17 protein-coding genes and 1 pseudogene are annotated in these 19,042 nt (G+C 70.7%); 12 read left to right on the top strand and 6 right to left on the bottom strand.

Features of this window, described 5'->3' with window-relative positions; genetic code table 11:
• The first annotated feature begins 16 nt into the window (after positions 1 to 16).
• Entirely contained in the window at positions 17 to 553 is a 537-nt protein-coding gene (locus tag ACIBTM_RS17050) for a hypothetical protein (RefSeq protein WP_395877555.1), read from the top strand.
• A gap of 50 nt (positions 554 to 603) precedes the next feature.
• Here ACIBTM_RS17050 and ACIBTM_RS17055 read toward each other — a convergent pair whose 3' ends face one another.
• Positions 604 to 1,428, bottom strand: a complete 825-nt coding sequence (locus ACIBTM_RS17055; protein ID WP_016331128.1) for a dienelactone hydrolase family protein — start codon at positions 1,426 to 1,428, stop codon at positions 604 to 606.
• A 129-nt stretch (positions 1,429 to 1,557) separates the two neighbouring features.
• Here ACIBTM_RS17055 and glmS point away from each other — a divergent pair, with 129 nt between their 5' ends.
• The 8 genes from glmS to tsaE all read left to right on the top strand — a co-directional run bounded on the left by glmS (position 1,558) and on the right by tsaE (position 11,164).
• A complete protein-coding gene (gene glmS / locus ACIBTM_RS17060; protein ID WP_073847616.1) occupies positions 1,558 to 3,420 on the top strand; it encodes a glutamine--fructose-6-phosphate transaminase (isomerizing) in 1,863 nt (620 codons plus the stop codon).
• A gap of 14 nt (positions 3,421 to 3,434) precedes the next feature.
• Positions 3,435 to 4,874, top strand: a complete 1,440-nt coding sequence (locus ACIBTM_RS17065; RefSeq protein ID WP_395877557.1) for an NAD(P)H-hydrate dehydratase — start codon at positions 3,435 to 3,437, stop codon at positions 4,872 to 4,874.
• A gap of 235 nt (positions 4,875 to 5,109) precedes the next feature.
• On the top strand, positions 5,110 to 5,925 hold the full coding sequence (locus ACIBTM_RS17070; protein WP_395877559.1) for a DeoR/GlpR family DNA-binding transcription regulator: 816 nt from the start codon (positions 5,110 to 5,112) through the stop codon (positions 5,923 to 5,925).
• Positions 5,915 to 7,342 carry a xylulokinase gene (gene xylB, locus ACIBTM_RS17075; RefSeq protein WP_395877561.1) on the top strand — a complete coding sequence of 476 codons (1,428 nt, stop codon included), beginning with the start codon at positions 5,915 to 5,917 and terminating at the stop codon, positions 7,340 to 7,342. The genes ACIBTM_RS17070 and xylB overlap by 11 nt, the downstream gene beginning before the upstream one ends.
• A 4-nt stretch (positions 7,343 to 7,346) precedes the next feature.
• Entirely contained in the window at positions 7,347 to 8,438 is a 1,092-nt protein-coding gene (locus ACIBTM_RS17080) for an ABC transporter ATP-binding protein (RefSeq protein ID WP_037332616.1), read from the top strand.
• Positions 8,439 to 8,466: 28 nt separating this feature from the next.
• The gene (alr, locus tag ACIBTM_RS17085) at positions 8,467 to 9,606 is read left to right on the top strand and encodes an alanine racemase (protein WP_395877563.1); all 1,140 of its coding nucleotides are present in this window, start codon (positions 8,467 to 8,469) and stop codon (positions 9,604 to 9,606) included.
• Positions 9,603 to 10,700: an alpha/beta fold hydrolase gene (locus ACIBTM_RS17090; protein ID WP_395877565.1), complete on the top strand. Its 1,098-nt coding sequence runs from the start codon at positions 9,603 to 9,605 to the stop codon at positions 10,698 to 10,700. The genes alr and ACIBTM_RS17090 overlap by 4 nt, the downstream gene beginning before the upstream one ends.
• Positions 10,700 to 11,164: a tRNA (adenosine(37)-N6)-threonylcarbamoyltransferase complex ATPase subunit type 1 TsaE gene (tsaE, locus tag ACIBTM_RS17095; RefSeq protein ID WP_395877567.1), complete on the top strand. Its 465-nt coding sequence runs from the start codon at positions 10,700 to 10,702 to the stop codon at positions 11,162 to 11,164. Before ACIBTM_RS17090 ends, tsaE begins: the two co-directional genes overlap by 1 nt.
• Positions 11,165 to 11,237: 73 nt before the next feature.
• Here the strand turns inward: tsaE and ACIBTM_RS17100 are convergent.
• Together ACIBTM_RS17100 and ACIBTM_RS17105 are read right to left on the bottom strand one after the other, a co-directional pair.
• Positions 11,238 to 12,569, bottom strand: a pseudogene (locus ACIBTM_RS17100) (carboxyl transferase domain-containing protein).
• Positions 12,566 to 13,987 carry an acyl-CoA synthetase gene (locus ACIBTM_RS17105; RefSeq protein ID WP_395877568.1) on the bottom strand — a complete coding sequence of 474 codons (1,422 nt, stop codon included), beginning with the start codon at positions 13,985 to 13,987 and terminating at the stop codon, positions 12,566 to 12,568. The pseudogene ACIBTM_RS17100 and the gene ACIBTM_RS17105 overlap by 4 nt, the downstream one beginning before the upstream one ends.
• 342 nt (positions 13,988 to 14,329) lie before the next feature.
• Between ACIBTM_RS17105 and tsaB the strand changes: the two genes are divergently transcribed.
• Genes tsaB through tsaD form a run of 3 tightly spaced genes read left to right on the top strand, consistent with a single transcriptional unit; the run spans position 14,330 to position 16,511 of the window.
• On the top strand, positions 14,330 to 14,989 hold the full coding sequence (gene tsaB / locus ACIBTM_RS17110) for a tRNA (adenosine(37)-N6)-threonylcarbamoyltransferase complex dimerization subunit type 1 TsaB (protein WP_395877570.1): 660 nt from the start codon (positions 14,330 to 14,332) through the stop codon (positions 14,987 to 14,989).
• Positions 14,986 to 15,465 carry a ribosomal protein S18-alanine N-acetyltransferase gene (gene rimI, locus ACIBTM_RS17115; RefSeq protein WP_395877572.1) on the top strand — a complete coding sequence of 160 codons (480 nt, stop codon included), beginning with the start codon at positions 14,986 to 14,988 and terminating at the stop codon, positions 15,463 to 15,465. Before tsaB ends, rimI begins: the two co-directional genes overlap by 4 nt.
• A complete protein-coding gene (gene tsaD, locus ACIBTM_RS17120; protein ID WP_037332589.1) occupies positions 15,465 to 16,511 on the top strand; it encodes a tRNA (adenosine(37)-N6)-threonylcarbamoyltransferase complex transferase subunit TsaD in 1,047 nt (348 codons plus the stop codon). Before rimI ends, tsaD begins: the two co-directional genes overlap by 1 nt.
• Here the strand turns inward: tsaD and wecB are convergent.
• From wecB to ACIBTM_RS17135, 3 genes are all read right to left on the bottom strand, one after another.
• Positions 16,508 to 17,659, bottom strand: a complete 1,152-nt coding sequence (gene wecB / locus ACIBTM_RS17125) for a non-hydrolyzing UDP-N-acetylglucosamine 2-epimerase (protein WP_395878097.1) — start codon at positions 17,657 to 17,659, stop codon at positions 16,508 to 16,510. The two genes, tsaD and wecB, sit on opposite strands and share 4 nt — an antisense overlap.
• A 105-nt stretch (positions 17,660 to 17,764) precedes the next feature.
• The gene (locus ACIBTM_RS17130) at positions 17,765 to 17,944 is read right to left on the bottom strand and encodes an LPXTG cell wall anchor domain-containing protein (RefSeq protein ID WP_007031099.1); all 180 of its coding nucleotides are present in this window, start codon (positions 17,942 to 17,944) and stop codon (positions 17,765 to 17,767) included.
• A gap of 21 nt (positions 17,945 to 17,965) precedes the next feature.
• Positions 17,966 to 18,742 carry a choice-of-anchor P family protein gene (locus ACIBTM_RS17135; RefSeq protein ID WP_395877574.1) on the bottom strand — a complete coding sequence of 259 codons (777 nt, stop codon included), beginning with the start codon at positions 18,740 to 18,742 and terminating at the stop codon, positions 17,966 to 17,968.
• Between the last annotated feature and the right edge of the window lie 300 nt (positions 18,743 to 19,042).

Genomic DNA, 19,042 nt, shown 5'->3' on the forward strand with positions numbered 1-19,042 from the left:
GAACGAGGGAGGACCGATGAGCGCTGTTGACCGGCTGGCGGCCGCCATGTCCAGGCAGGACGCCGCCATCACGGAGCAGTTGGAGCAGCGCGGGCTGCGCGAGCGGCATCTCGCCGACGCCAAGGCCCAGGCGGTGGAGACCATGCAGAAGGACGCCGCCATCCACGACAAGTACGCAGCTCATATGCAGGAGCTGGGGAAGCGGAGCAAGGAGGCGGGTGGCTGGCTGACCGGCAAGACGACCGCCGACCGCAGCCACACGATCGGCTTCGACATCGAGGACGACGACAAGCCGGACGCCAGGTTCGCCGAGTTCGGTGCGCGTCCTGACGCGTCGAGGCCGGCGCCGCCTCCGCCGCCTCCTCCGATCGCCCCTGGGGTGCCCGGGATGCCGACGACAGTGGATGTCGCACCTGCGGCGCCGACGCCCGCTCCGGGTGCCGCGGCGCCCGAGGCGCCTGGCACACCCGCGCGTCGTCGTGGTCGTCACGCCCGTGATGACAAGGGCTTCGACGACGACGACTTCTCGAACAACTCGTGGATGGTCGACTGACCTGCTTCGGCACCGGATCGCGTTTAGCGGGCTAAACGCGATCCGGTGGGTCAGGCGGCGGGTTCGTCTTGGAGCTCGATGGGGGCGCGTTTGACGTCGGCGTCCAGCAGCGGCTGGTACTTCGTCGTCCCCGTCAAATGAGTGAGAAAGAACGCGGTGAACAGCGCCCGCGCCAGCTGCTGGGTCCCGCGGTGCGGCTTCCCGTGCAGCAGCAGCTGGCTCCAGTGCCTGCCTTCGGTGACGCCGAGGTGCGACGACTTCCCGAGCTTCCGCAGCTGCACCGGCCCGCCCCACGCGTCCGCGATGGCCTCGGCATGGCCGACCGGCGGCGCGACCAGGTCTTCGCTCGCCGCGAGGTGCAGGCCGGGCACGGTCACCGACCGGGCCGACACCGTCGCCGGCGGCAGCGTCTGAGCGGGGGTGATGGTCGCGACGGCGCGGATCTCGGGGCGCTCGTCGTTCTCGGCCGCCTGCGCGGCGGCCAGCACCGCCGAACCGCCGCCGGTCGAGTGCCCGGCCAGGCCGAGCTTCGCCGGGTCGACGCTGATGCCGTCCGGTCCGAGACGCACTGTCGTGATCAGTTCGAGCGTGGTGAGAAGGTCGCCGGCCAGCAGCCGGTGCGAAGGCAGCGGCCCGCGCTGGGTGGCCGGTGCCGCCGCCACGATGCCCCAGCTCGCGAGGTGCCGGAGCAGGTGCCGGTAGCTCCCGGTCGGCTGCAGCCAGCCGTGCCCGAAGGCGATCGCGGGCAGACCGAGCCCGGAACGGGGCGTGAACACGACGCCGGGCAGTCCGACCAGGGCGAGGTTGCCGCGCAGAACGTCGTGCGGACCTGGGTGGGACAGCTCCGCGAGCAGCTGCTTGGGCTTGCTGGCCATGGTCGTGACCTTACTGCCCGCACCCCCGTCCGGCCCGCGCGCCGCCCCGCGCATCGCGTTTAGCCCGCTAAACGCGATGCGCGGCCGCCCGGGCGAAGGGGCCGAATTTCCGTCGTTAGGCTGGTGGCCGTGTGTGGAATCGTGGGATACGTCGGACACCGCCCGGCCCTGGACGTCGTCATCGGCGGCCTGCGCAGGATGGAGTACCGCGGCTATGACTCGGCAGGCGTCGCGGTCCTCGACGGCGCCGGCGCGCTGAACGTCGAGCGCAAAGCGGGCCGCCTGGCCAACCTGGAGACCCAGCTCGACACCGTCGGCAGGGACGCCTTCACCGGCACCGCCGGGATGGGCCACACCCGCTGGGCCACCCACGGCGCCCCGGTCGACCGCAACTCGCACCCGCACCGCGACGCCTCCCAGCGCGTCGCCGTCGTGCACAACGGCATCATCGAGAACTTCGCCGCCCTGCGCGCCGAGCTCGAGGCCGAAGGCGTCGAGATGGCGAGCGACACCGACTCCGAGACCGCCGCGCACCTCATCTCCCGCGCGTACACCGAGGGCGACACGAAGGGCGACTTCGCGGCGAGCGTCGCCGCGGTCTGCCGTCGTCTCGAGGGCGCGTTCACCCTGGTCGTGACCATCGCCGACCAGCCGGACACCGTCGTCGCCGCCCGCCGTTCTTCGCCGCTGGTCGTCGGCGTCGGCGAGGGGGAGCACTTCGTCGCGTCCGACGTGGCCGCGTTCATCGAGCACACCCGCGAGGCGGTCGAGCTCGGCCAGGACCAGCTCGTCGTGATCACCCGCGACGGCTACGAGGTCACCGACTTCCACGGCGACGCCGCCCAGGCCAAGCCGTTCACCGTCGACTGGGACCTCTCGGCCGCGGAAAAGGGCGGCCACGAGTACTTCATGCTCAAGGAGATCGAGGAGCAGCCGGAGGCGCTGGCGAACACGCTGCGCGGCCACTTCGACGGCGGCCGGATCATCCTCGACGAGCAGCGCATCTCCGACCAGGACCTGCGTGACGTCGACAAGGTCTTCGTCGTCGCCTGTGGTTCCGCGTACCACTCGGGCCTCGTCGCCAAGTACGCCATCGAGCACTGGTGCCGCCTCCCGGTCGAGGTCGAGCTGGCCAGCGAGTTCCGTTACCGCGACCCGGTGCTGGACCGCGCGACGCTGGTCGTCGCCGTCTCCCAGTCGGGCGAGACCGCGGACACCCTCGAAGCCGTCCGTCACGCGCGCGAGCAGAAGGCCCGTGTCCTGGCCGTCTGCAACACCAACGGCGCGCAGATCCCGCGCGAATCCGACGCCGTCCTCTACACGCACGCCGGACCGGAGATCGGCGTCGCTTCGACCAAGGCGTTCCTCGCGCAGATCGCGGCCAACTACCTGGTCGGCCTCGCGCTGGCGCAGGCCCGCGGCACCAAGTACCCGGACGAGGTCGCCCGCGAGTTCGCCGAACTCGAGGCGATGCCCGCAGCGGTGCAGAAGGTCCTGTCCACTGTGGACCAGGTCCGCGACCTCGGCCGCCGGATCGCCGACTCGAAGGCCGTGCTGTTCCTCGGCCGTCACGTCGGGTTCCCGGTCGCCCTCGAAGGCGCGCTGAAGCTCAAGGAACTGGCGTACATGCACGCCGAGGGCTTCGCCGCCGGAGAGCTCAAGCACGGCCCGATCGCCCTGATCGAAGAAGGCCTGCCCGTCGTCGTGGTGATGCCGTCGCCCAAGGGGCGTGCGGTGCTGCACTCGAAGCTGGTGTCGAACATCAGCGAGATCCAGGCGCGCGGCGCCCGCACGATCGTGATCGCGGAGGAGGGCGACGAGACCGTCCGCCCGTTCGCCGACGAGCTGATCGAGATCCCGGCCGTCCCGACCCTGCTGCAGCCGCTGGTCTCCACGGTTCCGCTGCAGGTGCTGGCCGCCGAGATCGCCCGCACGCGCGGGTACGACGTCGACAAGCCGCGTAACCTGGCGAAGTCGGTCACCGTCGAGTAGAGACCGGAGGCGTCGTGCAGGGAATCTGGACCACGGAACGGATTCGCGCGGCGGAGGACCGGTTGCTCGCCGTCACTCCCGACGGCGAGCTCATGCGGCGCGCGGCTTTCGGTCTCGCCGTACACGCCGCCGAGATGCTGGCCGAGCACACGGGTTCGGTGTCCGGGCGGCGGGTGACGCTGCTCGTCGGGTCGGGCAACAACGGTGGCGACGCCTTGTGGGCCGGTGCGTTCCTGCGCCGCCGCAACGTGGCCGTCTCCGCGATCCTGCTGAAACCCGAACGCGCGCACGGTCCGGGTTTGGCCGCTTTGAAGCGATCCGGCGGCAAGGTCGTGTCCCTTGAGGATGGTCCACAGTGGATTCAGCGGGCCGACCTCGTCGTCGACGGGATCGTCGGAATCTCGGCGCGTGGGCCGTTGCGGCCGGACGCCGCCGCGCTGCTGGAGCACGTGAGTTCGCCCGTGCTCGCGGTCGATCTGCCGAGCGGGGTGGATCCGGACACCGGCGCCGTCGACGGTCCGGCGGTCGTGGCCGACCGGACGGTCACCTTCGGCGCGCTCAAGCCGGTGCACGCCCTCGCGCCCGCGTCCTGCGGCGAGGTCTCCCTGGTGGACATCGGACTGCGGCTCAGCGATCCCGACCTGCGACGACTCGATACCGCGGACGTCGCCGCCGTGTGGCCGGTGCCAGGTCCGGACGACGACAAATACAGCCAGGGCGTGGCCGGGGTGGCCGCCGGGTCGGCGACGTATCCGGGCGCGGCGGTGCTCGCGGCCGGCGCGGCGGTGCGGGCGACGTCCGGGCTGGTGCGGTACGCCGGTCATGCCGCGGATGTCGTGCGCGGGCATTGGCCCGAGGTCATCGCGACGGGTTCGGTGACCGACGCGGGCCGGGTGCAGGCGTGGGTCGTCGGGCCGGGGATCGGCACGGGACATGAGGGCAGGGACGTACTGAGCTTCGTACTCGGCCGTGGCGTACCGGTGTGCGCGGACGCCGACGCGACGACGATCATCGCGCGTTCGCCGGAGGTGCTCGACGCGCGTGATCCGGATACGCCGCTCGTGCTGACCCCGCACGCGGGAGAGTTCGAGCGACTGATGGGTGCGCCGCCGGGGGCGGACCGGGTCGCGGCGGCGCGGTCGGCCGCGCGGAAGTACGACGCCGTCGTGCTCCTGAAGGGGCACTGCACGGTGGTCGCGGCGCCGGACGGGCGCGCGCTGGTGAACACGCCGCGGGGGTCGTGGCTCGCGACCGCGGGTTCGGGGGACGTGCTGTCCGGTCTGGTCGGCGCGCTGCTCGCTTCCGGGCTCGACCCGTGGCTGGCGGCCGGGGCGGCCGCGCACGTCCACTCACTCGCCGGGGCGCTGGCCGCCGACGGCGCCCCCACCTCGGCTTCCGGCATCCTCGGCGCCGTCCCGGACGCCATCCGGTCCGTCCGTTCCCTGACCTCCTGACCAGGGCGCCGACCTGCGTTTAGCCCCCTAACCGCGCTCTGCGGGCGGGTGCCCTCAGAGCGCGGTTAGCCCGCTAAACGCAGGTCGGCGGGGCAGGCGACGGGAGTGGGAAAAAATGCGGGAGTTATCGAGTTACGTGTTAACTCCGGGCGAATAATCTGGTAAGAAGCAGGTGTGAGCGCAGACACCCACCCCGCCGAGACCGCGAAGGTCCGGGTCGTGAACGGTGTTGCCCATGTCTAAGACCAGGCCTTCGGACGCCGCCGTCGAGCAGCGACGCCAGGAGATCCTCGACCACGTCATCGCCACCGGCGAGGTCCGTATCGACGACCTCACCACCCGCTTCGGCGTCAGCCTGATGACGATGCACCGCGACCTTGACGACCTCGCCGACCGTCGTCTCCTCCGCAAACTCCGCGGCAAGGTCGAGGCCTACCCCGCGACGACCATGGAGTCGGCTGCCCGCTTCCGCGACACCTTCAACCAGGCCACCAAGGACGCGCTGGGCGAGGCCGCCGCGGCGCACGTCCACTCCGGCCAGACTGTCTTCGTCGACGACTCGACGACGCTCTTCCCGCTCGTCCGCCGCCTCGGCCAGGTCGAGGACCTCACCGTCATCACCAACTCGCTCGAAGCCGCCCGCATCCTCGGATCCGCCAAGAGCGTCGAGGTCGTCCTGGCGGGCGGGCGCTACCACCACGAGTTCGACTCGTGCGCCGGACCGGACGTCGTCGCGTTCCTCGAACGCACGCACGCCGACATCGCGTTCGTCTCGGTCGCCGCGGTCGCGGTCGGCCGCCTGTTCCACCCGGTCCAGGACTACGCCGAGCTCAAGAAGGCCGCGCTGCGCACCGCCGATCGCAACGTCCTGGTCGTCGACAACTCCAAGTTCGGCCGCACCGCCACCTACGCGTACGGCGACATCGGCGACTACGACCTCCTGATCACCGACGAAGAGACGCCGACCGAGGAGATCGAGGCGGCGCTCACCGCGGGGACCGCCATCGAACAGGTCGAGTGCGCACCGGAGGGGCCCGAATATGAGTTCTGACCTGGTCGCCGGAATCGACTCGTCGACCCAGTCGACGAAGGTCGTCGTCTGCGACGCGAACACCGGCGCGATCGTCCGCACCGGGCGTGCCTCGCACCCCGACGGCACCGAGGTCGCCCCCGCCGCGTGGTGGGACGCGTTCCGCGAGGCCACGGACGGCCTCCTCGACGGCGTCGGCGCCATCGGAATCGGTGGTCAGCAGCACGGCATGGTCGCCCTCGACGAGGACGGCGAGGTCGTCCGGCCCGCGCTGCTGTGGAACGACACCCGGTCCGCGAAAGCGGCCGAAGAGCTCGGCGCCGAGCTTGGTGCCGAGAACTGGGCGAAGTCCGTCGGCTCCCTGCCGGTCGCCAGCTTCACCGTCACGAAGCTGCGCTGGATGGCGGAGAACGAACCCGAACTGGCCGATCGCGTAGCCCGCGTCCTGCTCCCGCACGACTGGCTGACCTGGCGGCTGCTGGGCGACGGCGCCGAGCCGGTCACCGACCGCGGCGACGCTTCCGGCACCGGATACTTCTCGCCCGCCACCGGCGAGTACCGCCAAGACCTCCTCGCGCACGCGTTCGGTGGCCGCACTCCCGAGCTGCCCAAGGTCATCGGTCCCGCCGAAGCCGCGGGCCGCACGCCGGACGGGATCCTGGTCTCGGCCGGAACCGGCGACAACATGGCCGCCGCCCTCGGTCTCGAACTCGCCCCCGGCGACGTCGTGGTCTCGCTCGGCACCAGCGGCACCGTTTTCGGCGTCTCCGAGACGGCGAGCGCGGACCCTTCCGGCATCGTCGCGGGATTCGCCGACGCCACCGGCCGTTTCCTCCCGCTGGCTTGCACCCTCAACGCGGCCCGAGTGCTCACGGCCACGTCCGCGATGCTCGGCGTCGAACTCGCGGAGTTCGACAAGCTGGCGCTCGCCGCCACGCCCGGGTCCGGCGGCCTCACCTTCCTGCCCTATCTCGACGGTGAGCGGACGCCGAACCTCCCGGACGCCAAGGGCACGCTCTTCGGTCTGGCCCGCGCGAACATGACGCCCGAAAACCTCGCGCGCGCGGCCGTCGAAGGCATGCTGTGCGGTCTGGCCGCCGGTCTCGACGCCCTGCGCGAACAGGGGCTCGAGGTCCGTCGCGTCCTCCTGATCGGCGGTGGTGCCCAGTCGGCCGCCGTCCGCGCGATCGCGCCGATCGTGTTCGGCGTGCCCGTCGTCATCCCCGAGGTCGCCGAGTACGTCGCGGTCGGTGCCGCGCGGCAGGCGGCCTGGGCCCTCGCTTCCAGCACGGAACCTCCCCGCTGGCAGGAACAGCACGGTTACACCCCACTCGAGCCGACCGAAGCGGACCGCGCCGAGGGGCGCCGGATCCAGCAACGGCATCTCGAAGCCCGCGAACTCGGGCACGGCATTTCCGCGAAACCGAAAGAGGACTGAACCGATGGCCACGATCACCTACGACAAGGCGACCCGGCGCTACGCGGGCTCCGAGCGGCCCGCCGTCGACGCACTCGACCTCGAGATCGCCGACGGCGAGTTCCTCGTGCTGGTCGGGCCTTCCGGCTGTGGCAAGTCCACCAGCCTGCGGATGCTCGCCGGGCTTGAGGACATCGACGAAGGCGCTGTGTGGATCGGCGACCGCGACGTCACGCAGCTGCCGCCGCGTGCCCGCGACATCGCGATGGTGTTCCAGAACTACGCGCTGTACCCGCATATGACCGTGGGTCAGAACATGGGCTTCGCGCTGAAGATCGCGGGCCGCCCGGCTTCGGAGATCAAGCAGAAGGTGCTCGACGCGGCCAAGCTCCTCGACATCGAGCAGTACCTCGACCGCAAGCCGAAGGCGCTCTCCGGCGGTCAGCGCCAGCGCGTGGCGATGGGCCGCGCCATCGTGCGTGAGCCGCAGGTCTTCCTCATGGACGAGCCGCTGTCGAACCTCGACGCGAAGCTGCGAGTCTCCACCCGTACGCAGATCGCCGCGCTGCAGCGCCGTCTCGGCGTCACGACCGTGTACGTCACGCACGACCAGGTCGAGGCCATGACGATGGGTGACCGGGTCGCCGTCCTCTCGGACGGTCTCCTGCAGCAGTGCGACACCCCGCGCGCCCTGTACGACAAGCCCGCAAACGCTTTCGTCGCCGGATTCATCGGCTCGCCCGCGATGAACCTCGTCACCGCGAAGCTCACCGAAGACGGCGCCGAGCTGGGTGGCGCACGGGTGCCGCTGACCCGCGAGATCCTCGCCAAGGCCGAGGGCGACACGGTCACTCTCGGCTTCCGTCCCGAGTCGCTCGAGGTGACCACCAGCGAAGACGGCACGCTGCCGATCAAGGTCGACCTCGTCGAGGAGCTCGGCTCGGACGCGTACGTCTACGGCAAGCTGGCCGAGACCGACGCCGAGGGCGCCAAGTCGAACGTCGTCACCCGTGTGGACCCGCGCACACCGCCGGCCATGGGCGACACCCTGCACCTGCGGATCCGTCCCGACGAGCTGCACGTGTTCTCCGCCACCGACGGGGCGCGCCTGTCCTGAGCCGGTTCGTGGGAAACTGGTGGTCGTTATGACCGCCAGTTTCCCACGTGCCGAGGTCGTCATCGACCTGTCCGCCATCCGGCACAACGTCGCCCTGCTCGCTTCCCGCGCTCCCTCGGCCCAGACGATGGCCGTGGTCAAGGCCGACGGCTACGGGCACGGAGCCCTTGAGGTCGCCCGGGCCGCCGTCGAGGGCGGGGCCACTTGGCTGGGCACCTGCTCCCTCGGCGAGGCGCTCGCGCTGCGCCGGGCCGGGATCGGGGTCCGGCTCTTCAGCTGGCTCGACACCCCCGAAGCAGACTTCGCGCACGCTGTCGCCGAAGACATCGACGTCGCCGTGAGCTCCCTGGACGAGCTGGCCCGCGTGGCCGACGGCGCGCGCCGGGCACGCGACTTTAGCGGGCTAAACGCGATCTGCCGGGTGCATCTCAAGATCGACACCGGGCTCAGCCGAAATGGCTGCCCACCTGCGGAATGGCCGGCCTTGGTCAAGGCCGCGGCGGCCGCGAAGCCGCTCATCGAGGTCGTCGCCATCTGGTCGCACCTCGCCTGCGCCGACGAGCCCGGCCACCCCTCCATCGACGCGCAGGCGAAGCGGTTCGACGAGGCTTACGACATCGCCCGCGCGGCCGGCCTGAACCCCATGCGGCATATCGCGAACTCCGCGGCCGTGCTGACCAGGCCGGATCTGCACTTCGACCTCGTGCGTCCCGGGATCGCGATCTACGGGCTGAACCCGGTGCCCACCGACGACGATCTCCGCCCGGTGATGACCTTCAAATCGTCGGTCGTGCTCACGAAGCGGATCCCGGCCGGCGAATCGGTCTCGTACGGTCACAGCTGGACGGCCGAGCGCGACACCACTCTCGCCCTGGTCCCGGCCGGATACGCCGATGGCGTGCCGCGGTCGCTGTCCGGGCGGATGGACGTCTGGCTCGACGGCCGCCGACGGCCGGTCGTCGGCCGCGTCTGCATGGACCAGCTCATCGTCGACTGCGGAGACGACGAACCGGCCATCGGCAGCGAGGTCGTCCTCTTCGGCCAGGGCGCGTCCGGCGAGCCCACGGCCAGGGAATGGGCCGACAAGCTGGGGACGATCGACTACGAGATCGTGACTTCGATGTACCGGCCGCGAATCCGCCGAACGTATCTGGAGGCAGGCTCGTGACACCTTCACGAAGACTGCTGGCCATAGTCGGCGGTGTCGGGGCGGTGGCCACCGGCACCGCCGCGGCGATCGCCGTCGCCGCACAGCAGCGGCGGCAGAGTGAGGATCCGTTCGTGGACGAGCCGTTGGGGGATCTCGCACCGGATCGGACATCGACAGTGGCGGCGGAGGACGGCACGCCGCTCGCGGTCGAGGAGATCGATCCGGTCGATGGAGGAGAACCGGAGCTGACCGTCGTCGGCGTGCACGGTTTCGCGTTGTCGAAGCGCTGCTGGCACTTCCAGCGGCGAGACCTCGCGTCACTGAAGCTGCCGCGGGTGCGTCAGATCTACTACGACCATCGCGGGCACGGGCAATCCGGCGCCGCGACCGCCGAGACCAGCACCATCGAGCAGCTGGCGCGCGACCTCGACATGGTCCTGCGCTCGGTGGTGCCGGAGGGGCCCATCGTGCTCATGGGGCACTCGATGGGCGGCATGGTGATCATGGAGCTCGCCGCGGAGTATCCCGACCTGTTCGACGACCGTGTATGCGGCGTCGCGTTCATCGCGACCGCCGCGGGCGAAGTCGGCGCTCGGGGGCTGCCGCGGTCACTGCTTTCGAAGTACAACCCGCTCACGCGAGGCGTCGGCGGGCTGGCCGGCTGGCAGCCTGGCCTGGTCGAGTTCGTGCGTGCGGCGGGAGGACAGCTGACCCGGCAAGCCGTGCGCAGGCTGGCGTTCGGCAGCCGGGACGTGTCGCCGCGGCTCGTCGACTTCATGCTGGAAATGCTCGAAGTGACGCCGGTGCGCGGGCTCGTGAACTTCGTCGACACGCTCGGCAGCCACAACCGGTACGCCGCGCTCGCCGGGCTGAAGCACGCGCACGTGCTGGTCGTCGGCGGGGATTCCGACCGGTTCACGCCGATCGCGCACGCCGAGCGGATCGCGGCGGAGCTGCCGGACGCGGAGCTGGTGCGCGTGCGCGGCGCGGGACACATGGTGCAGCTGGAACAACCCGAACTGGTGAACAGCCACCTGATCGACTTGGTGCAACGGTGCACGGGCACCGATGGTGAGACTTCCGAACGGCGGACCTGGTGGTGGCAACGCTGATGAATTTCGCTTTCCCGACTCCCGAGGCGACGATGGATTTCGGGCGCGAGCTCGGGCGTTCGCTGCGCGCGGGCGACCTGGTGCTGCTCTCCGGGCCGCTCGGGGCGGGCAAGACGACGCTGACCCGCGGGATCGCCGATGGTCTCGGTGCCGGCGGGCGGGTCAGCTCGCCGACGTTCGTGCTGGCGCGGGTGCATCCGGCGGGCGCGGCCGGGGTCGCGCTGGTGCACGTCGACGCGTATCGGCTCGGTGGGGATCTCTCGCAGCTGGACGACCTGGATCTCGACACCGAACTGGAGCGGTCGGCCCTGGTCGTCGAATGGGGCGAGGGAGCCGCCGAGCGCCTGTCGGACGACTACCTCGTCGTGCGACTGGAGCGTCGTGAGGACGACGTCCGCCTGGTCACCCTGGAGCCGCACGGCACCTGGGCCGCCCGCACGCCCGACCTGCGTTTAGCGGGCTAATCGTGATCCGGCCGCCCGACCTGCGTTTAGCCCCCTAATCGCGATCTGGGCCGTGCGACCTGCGTTTAGCGGGCTAAACGCGATCCGCGGGGCTCACGACGGTGCGCGCGATTCCCAGGTCGACCAGGTCCTGGGGGCGTAGCCGCAGCCTGTCCGCGAGAGCGGGGACTTCGTCGGCGGGCAGCTTGAGGATCGCTGCGGCCGCCTCGGGCGACGTCACCGAGAAGTACGCGTTGGGCGTCACCCAGGTCGACCCAGGCGCCGCGAACGCGAGCGCGCCCCCGGACCCGCCTTCCCCGATCACCAGCGTCGTGATCGGCACGGCCGCGCTCGCGACCGCCTCGAACAACTCCGCGATGGCCGCGCCCACACCGGCCCGCTCGGCCGCCTCGTCGTTCGCCGCTCCGGGGGTGTCGACGAGAGTGAGCACCGGGATCCCGAGCCTCGACGCGAGCCGCACGAGACGTGCCGCGGTCCGGAACCCCGCGGGCAGCGTCGCCGTTCCGCACTGAGCCGCGTACGCGATCGCTCGGCCGCTTCGCCAGCCGAAGCCGCACAAGACGCCGGGGTCGACTCCGCCGCACCTGTCGCCCGAGAGTTCCTCACGCCAATCGAAGTACGCGTCGAGATACTCCGCAGCCCTCGGTCGATCAGCGGCGCGTGCCGCCTGGACCGCATCCCAACCGCTGTCGGCTAGATCCGTCGCACCGAGTGCACCAGGCGGTTCAGCGGCTTCCGTCGTCGACGAAGTCAGTAAGCGGAGCCACCGTTCCAGCGCCGAAGGAAGTTCGGCCGGCGTCACGATCTGATCCACCTGGCCCTACGCGAGCTTCGCCTCGGCCGTGTACGCATCCGCGGACGCACCAGTGGGCCGCACGCGAGACCCTGCGAAGCCGACCTGCGCCCCGGGCAGGGCGAGGACGACGTCGGCACTCGCGCCGAGCGTCGCCCAGCCGCCACCTGTGGTCGGATCGCGCAACACCGAGATCTGCGGCACCGACCGGGCTCCGGCCGCCGCCCGCGCGATGCGCTGCAACTGCGAAAGCGCCCGCATCCCCTGCTGCATGCGGCTGCCGCCGGTCGCGATCAGCGACACCACCGGCAACCGGGACTCCACGGCCCGCGCGAACGCCGCCTCGACGCGATCACCGGTCCGCTGACCGATCGAACCGCCCAGGAAGCCGAATTCGAAAGCGATCAGCACCGCCTCGACGTCGCCGATCCTGGCGGTCCCGCAGAGCACGGACTCGCTCTCACCAGTCCGCTCCTCGGCGGCCTCGCGTGCCGAGCGATAACCAGGCCAGCCGATCGGCCCGTCGTCCGGCTCCTCGGAACGCGAAACGTCCAGATCCTCGAAACCGGTCGCGATCTCCTTGATGACCGACCGCGCCGAGGGCCTGCTCATCCGAGCGCCCGTTTCATGACCTTGCCCATGTCGTTGCGCGGCAACGCTTCCAGATAGCGGACCACCCGAGGCCGTTTGTGCGGCGACAACAGACGTGAGACGTGGTCGGCGAGCTCCGACTCCGCCGGACGTTCTCCGTCCGGCACCACCCAGGCCACGATGCGTTCGCCGAGGTCGTCGTCGGGCTCGCCGGTCACCGCGACCTCCGCGACACCGGGATGCTCCATGAGCGCGTTCTCGATCTCGCCCGCGCCGATCTTGTAGCCGCCGCTCTTGATCAGATCCGTCGCCTTCCGGCCGACGATCTTCACGTACCCGGCCGCGTCGCGGGTCGCCATGTCGCCGGTCCGGAACCAGCCGTCGTCGAAGGCGGCTTCGGTGGCATCGGGACGGTTGAGGTACTCGGTGAAGAGGTTCGGCCCGCGGACCTGGATCTCGCCGACGGTGTCGATCTCCTCGACAGGCTCGCCCGATTCGTCGACGAGGCGCAGATCGACGCCGCGCAGCGGGACACCGACGGTTCCGGGGACGTGTTCGCCGTCGGCGCGGATGCTGGTGTTCATGAGCGTTTCGGTCATCCCGTAGCGCTCGATCACGCGCCTGCCGGTCGCCGCGGTGATGCGCTGATGGTCGTGGACGGGCAGCGCGGCCGACCCGGAAACGAGCAGCCGGGCGTTGCTCAGCGCCTCGGCGAGCGACGGGTCTTCGCCGACTTCGCCCGCGATGCGGTGGTACATCGTCGGGACGCCGAACATCATCGTCGCGCCGGTGGCGAGTTCGCGTGCGACGCCTTCGGTGGAGAAGCGACCGAGATGCCGGACCGAGCCGCCGCGCCGGAGCGGCCCGAGGATGCCGAGGATCAGGCCGTGCACGTGGAACAGCGGGAGACCGTGGACGAGGACGTCGTCGGCGGTCCATTCCCAGGCGTCCTCGAGCGCGTCGAGGGTGGTCGCGATCGCACGCCGGGGGAGGACGACGCCCTTGGGCGGGCCGGTGGTGCCGGAGGTGTAGACGATCAGCGCCGGGGCCTCGGCATCCGGTTCCGCGGGGAGGTCGACCGGTGCGCCTTCGAGAACGATGTCGCGTCGAGGCAGGCCGTCGAGACCGGCGGGCAGGTCGGCGCCTGGTTCGGCGAGGACGAGGACGGGCTCGCTGTCGGCGAGGATGTGCGCGAGTTCGCGCTCGCCGATCTTCGGGTTGAGCGGGATGGCGGGGACGCCAGCGAGCAGGGCGGCGATCACGGCGACGCTGGTGTGCACCGAGGGCGTCGCCCAGACGGCGACGCGACCGCTCGGCATGTCGCGGGCGAGTGTGCCGGCTACGGCCGCGACGTCGGCGTAGGAAAGGGAGGTGTCTCCGAAGCGGAGCGCCTCCTTTCCGGAGCCGCTCGCCAGCGAGGGGAACAACCGATCGGGCACCGTGTGACCTCCTGCTCGACTCCGCCTGCCGGGGCGCTTGGAGCCAAGGAACCCCGCTTGCGGAACCGTACCGCGCAGGCCGCCCGCGCCCTGCGACCTGCTTCACACCCTGGCGAAGGATCGCGTTTAGCGGGCTAAGTGCGATCCGAGGGCAGGGGAGCGGGAGCGCGTTTAGCCCCCTAAACGCGCTCTGACGGCGGGGTCCCGGACCCGGCGGCAGGCCCCGTGCGCGTCGCGTTTAGCGGGCTAAACGCGATCCGGTACCGCGGGAGCGGCCACGCCACCCGATCGCGTTTAGCCCGCTAAACGCGGTCCGGGGCGCTGGTCGTAGGCTGGGTAACCGTGCTGGTACTGGCCATCGACACCTCGACCCCGGCGGTCACCGCGGGCCTCGTCGCCCTGGACGGCGACGCCCTCGAGCCGCGCGGCGACCGCGTCACGGTCGACCCGCGCGCCCACGGCGAGCTGATCACGCCGCACGCCCTCGAAGCCGTCAAGGCCGCGGGCGTCACCCTTCGCGACCTCGACGCCATCGTCTGCGGCGTCGGCCCAGGCCCCTTCACCGGCCTTCGCGCCGGCATGGCCACCGCCGCGTCGCTCGCCCACGCCCTCGGCATCCCCGCCTACCCGGTCTGCAGTCTCGACGCGATCGCCGCCGACGTCGCCCCCGGCGAAGCGCCCTTCCTCGTCCTCACCGACGCGAGGCGCCGCGAGGTCTACTGGGCCGCGTACGCCGCCGATGGCTCCCGCACCGACGGCCCCCACGTCGAGCGACCCGCGGACCTCCAGACCACCATCAAGGTCGCGGCGGGCGACGGCGCCCTCCTCTACGCGGACACCCTCGGCGTCCAGCCGATCGAGCCGCGCTTCCCATCACCCGTCGGACTGGTGAAGGCCGCCCGTGCGGACTTCGACAAGGAGCCCGCCCCGCTCACCCCGCTGTACCTCCGCCGCCCGGACGCCGTCGAACCGGCCGCGCGCAAGAAGGTGACCACGCCGTGAGGCTGGAACCCTTACGCCGCAAGGACATCCCACGCTGTGTCGAGATAGAGAAGATCCTCTTCCCCGGTGATTCGCCGTGGACCGCCTACGCCTTCCACGCGGAACTCGACGCCGGCGGTTTCTACCTGGTCGCCCGTCCGGAGGAAAGCGACGAGGTCATCGGTTACGCCGGGCTCGCCGTCGTGGGCCGCCGCGGCGACTACGAGGCGAGTATCCACACGATCGGTGTCGACCCCGGCCACCAGCGCAAAGGCATCGGCACCGTCCTGCTGAAGGCGCTCCTCGACCGCGCGGACGAGCTCGCCGCGCCGGTCTTCCTCGAAGTCCGCACCGACAACGACGCGGCGATCACGCTCTACGAGCGACACGGTTTCGAACGCGTCGGCCTGCGGAAGCGCTACTACCAGCCTTCCGGCGCCGACGCCTACACGATGGCCCGCCCGCGGGCCCAGGTCCGAGACGAGGTGGCGGGCTGATGCCGCGCATCATCATGGGCATCGAGAGTTCGTGCGACGAGACCGGCGTCGGCCTCGTCCGCCTGCACGACGACAACACGGTCGAGCTCCTCGCCGACGAGGTCGCCTCCAGCGTCGACCAGCACGCCCGCTTCGGCGGCGTCGTGCCCGAGGTCGCCAGCCGCGCGCACCTGGAGGCGATGGTCCCGACGGTCGAACGCGCCTTCGACAAGGCCGGGCTGAAACTGTCCGATGTGGACGCCATCGCGGTCACCGCCGGACCCGGTCTCGCCGGTGCGCTGCTCGTCGGCGTCGCCGCCGCCAAGGCGTACGCCGCCGCGCTCGACATCCCGCTCTACGGGGTCAACCATCTGGCCGGGCACATCGCCGTCGACACGCTCCAGCACGGCCCGTTGCCCGAGCGCTGTCTCGCTCTGCTCGTCTCCGGCGGGCATACGCAATTGCTGCTGGTGGACGACATCGCTTCCGAGATCACCGAGCTCGGGTCCACTGTGGACGACGCCGCGGGTGAGGCCTACGACAAGGTCGCCCGCGTCCTCGGCCTGCCGTACCCGGGCGGCCCGCCCATCGACAAGGCCGCCAAGAACGGTGACGGCGCGGCCATCGCGTTCCCCCGCGGGATGACCGGGCCGCGCGACGCCAAGTTCGATTTCTCCTTCTCCGGCTTGAAAACCGCGGTCGCGCGCTGGGTCGAAGGCGCCGAGCGGCGCGGCGAGGACATCCCGGTCGACGACGTCGCCGCGTCGTTCCAGGAGGCCGTCGCCGACGTTCTCACCATGAAGGCGATCCGCGCGGCCAAGGAACACGGCGTGGACACACTGGTGATCTCCGGTGGCGTGGCGGCGAATTCACGACTGTCCGAACTCGCCGCCGAGCGCTGCGCCGAGGCCGGGATCACCCTGCGTGTCCCGCGGCCGCGGCTGTGCACGGACAACGGCGCGATGATCGCCGCGCTCGGCGCGCACGTGGTCGCCGCCGGACGCCCGCGGGCCTCGCTCGACTTTTCCGCCAACCCGGCCCTGCCGGTGCAGATCGTGTCGATCTAGCGGGATTCGGCGGCGGTGCGCGGCGCCGGTGCGAGGTTGAGCAGCTCCTCCAGTGCCGCCACCGACAGGGCGGCGGCATTGCCGTCTCCGTAAGGGTTTCCGGCGTGCGTCGGGTGAAGGTCGCCACGCAGGATCTTCGCCGCGGTGTCGGCGATGAGACCGGTGTCCGTCCCGACCAGCCAGGCACAGCCCGCCTCGATCGCTTCGCGTCGTTCGGTGACGTCGCGAAGCACCAGGACGGGTGTGCCGAAGGTCGGTGCTTCCTCTTGGATGCCACCGGAATCGGTCAGGACGAGCTCGGCGAGCCGCAGCGCGCGCACGAGATCGGGATATTCGAGTGGCTCGGTGATCGTCACCCGCGGCGTCCCGCCGAGCGCGGTCGTCACCTGGTCCCGCACCGCCGGATTGGGATGCACCGGGAACAGCACCTGGACGTCGCCGTGCTCCGCGACGATCAGTTCGATGGCCGCGAGAGTACGGCTCAGCGGCTCGCCCCAGGACTCGCGCCGATGCGACGTCACGAGGACGAGCCGCTCACCCGCCTCGGCGATTTCCATCTCCAGCAGGGCGAGCGCGGTGTCCCGTGCGGGGAGATCACGTTCGGCGATCGCGATCACGGCGTCGACGACGGTGTTGCCCGTGACGGCGATCCGTTGGCGCGGAACACCTTCCGTGCGCAGTGCGGCCGCGGCGCCCGGCGTCGGCGCGAGGTGCAGGGCGGCGATACGCGAGATCATCTGCCGCGTCCCCTCTTCGGGGAACGGAGCGGCGAGGTCGTGGGTGCGCAGTCCCGCTTCCAGATGTACGACCGGGATGCCCTGCCAGAACGCGGCGAGCGCGCCCGCGAGTCCCGTCGTCGTGTCACCTTGGACGACGATCGCGGCCGGTGCGACCCGGCGCAGCACCTCGTCGAGCGCGGGAAGCAGGCCGGAGACCAGTTCCGCCTGGGTGCCGGTGGTCCTGGGTGGAGTGTCGAGCCAGGCGTCGACAGGCAGGCCGAACGGGATCAGCGCCTGCTCGACCATGCCCGGATGTTGTCCACTGTGGACGACGAAGGGCCGCAGGTGCGGGTGCTCCGCCAGCGCCAGCGCCAGCGGCGCGAGTTTGACCGCCTCCGGCCGCGTCCCGGCCAGCAACATCACATCCACGCGTTCGCGCTCCTCATCCACGATTTCGAGTGTCCCGCAAAACGCGGGTGATGGCCGCCGGCGTGCGAGGGGCCCACGCCGGCGGCCGTTCCGTCCAGGGGAGCGTCAGCTCCCCATCTCGCCGAGCCGTTTCGTGCGGCGGTAGCCCGCGATGACCGCGATGGTTCCGAGAACCAGCAGGATCACGCCGACGGCCAGCCACCAGCCGACATCGGCCCCGGTGGCGGCGAGGGCACCCACCCCGCCACCGGCGACGCCGACTCCGGCGCCAGGCAACTTGTACATTTCGACCTCACTTCACCCTGGTCAGGCGGTGGTCGCCGGACGCCGGTTGCGGACCACGCGGATGCCGACCGGGATGGCGACGGCACCGAGCAGGCCGAGACCGATCCACAGTCCGGCGCCCGAAGCGAGCGGCACGGGCAGACCGGCCGGACCGCAGGTGGCCGACGAGACGATCACGTCGCCGGAACCGAGCGGGTTGAGCGCCTGTCCCAGCAGCTTCACATGGATGGCGTTGACCGTGAGGCTGCCGTCACCGTTCTTGATCTGTTCGTTGAGGATGATCGTCGCGACGTTGACGTCGCCGAGACCGACCTTGACCTGCGTGTTCGGTGCCGGCGTCGAGTCGACGGCGCCCGCGCTGCCGAGGTTCGCGCCGACCAGGGTGGTGGCACCCTGGACACCCTTCTGAGTCGCGGTACAGGTGGCTTCGACGACCTTGACGCCGACATCGCCGAGGGCGGCCTTCAGCAGCGGCAAGCCGACGTCGGCGGTGCTTGCCTTGGCGGTCACGGCACCGGAATTGTCGTCGCGCTTGGCTTCGGTGTTGATCGCGCCCGCGGTCAACACACCGGTGAGGTTGGCCTTCGCGAGGCTGTTGGTGGTCGGCCCGGAGGTCTTCGCTTCGGCGAGCGGCCCGGCTTTCACCGCGTCGAGGCCGAGGAGCTTCACATCGACCTTGACGCCATACGCGGAGCCGTCACCGGGGGCCGCCGAGGCGGGCGCCGCGCCGGCGATGGCCACACTCGCCACCACAGCGGCGAGCAGTCCGCCTCGTCGCAAGAGGTGCGTGTTCTTCAACTGGTCCTCCGAATTGATTCGTGGGGGTTCTCTCATCTGCGGTCGGCACGAGGGCACAACCGATGCGGACGAATCCTCAGCTGGCCTGACTCGGCTCGCGGATCGTCTATCGCCGAGTGTTTCTTAAATTGAACGGAAAATTGGGAGGATCACCGGATCGGGTGGTCCTGGACGAAATTGCCGCAGGTCGCCGATCGATTCACTCTTTCGGTCTAGTCAGTTTCTCCACGATCGTGCCGAAAGGGCCCATGATCACATTGAAAATGCGAACCCCGGTCGAAAGGGCCGGTTCCCGCTGAC

The sequence above is a fragment of the Amycolatopsis sp. NPDC049868 genome (assembly GCF_044461365.1).
Taxonomy (GTDB): Bacteria; Actinomycetota; Actinomycetes; order Mycobacteriales; family Pseudonocardiaceae; genus Amycolatopsis.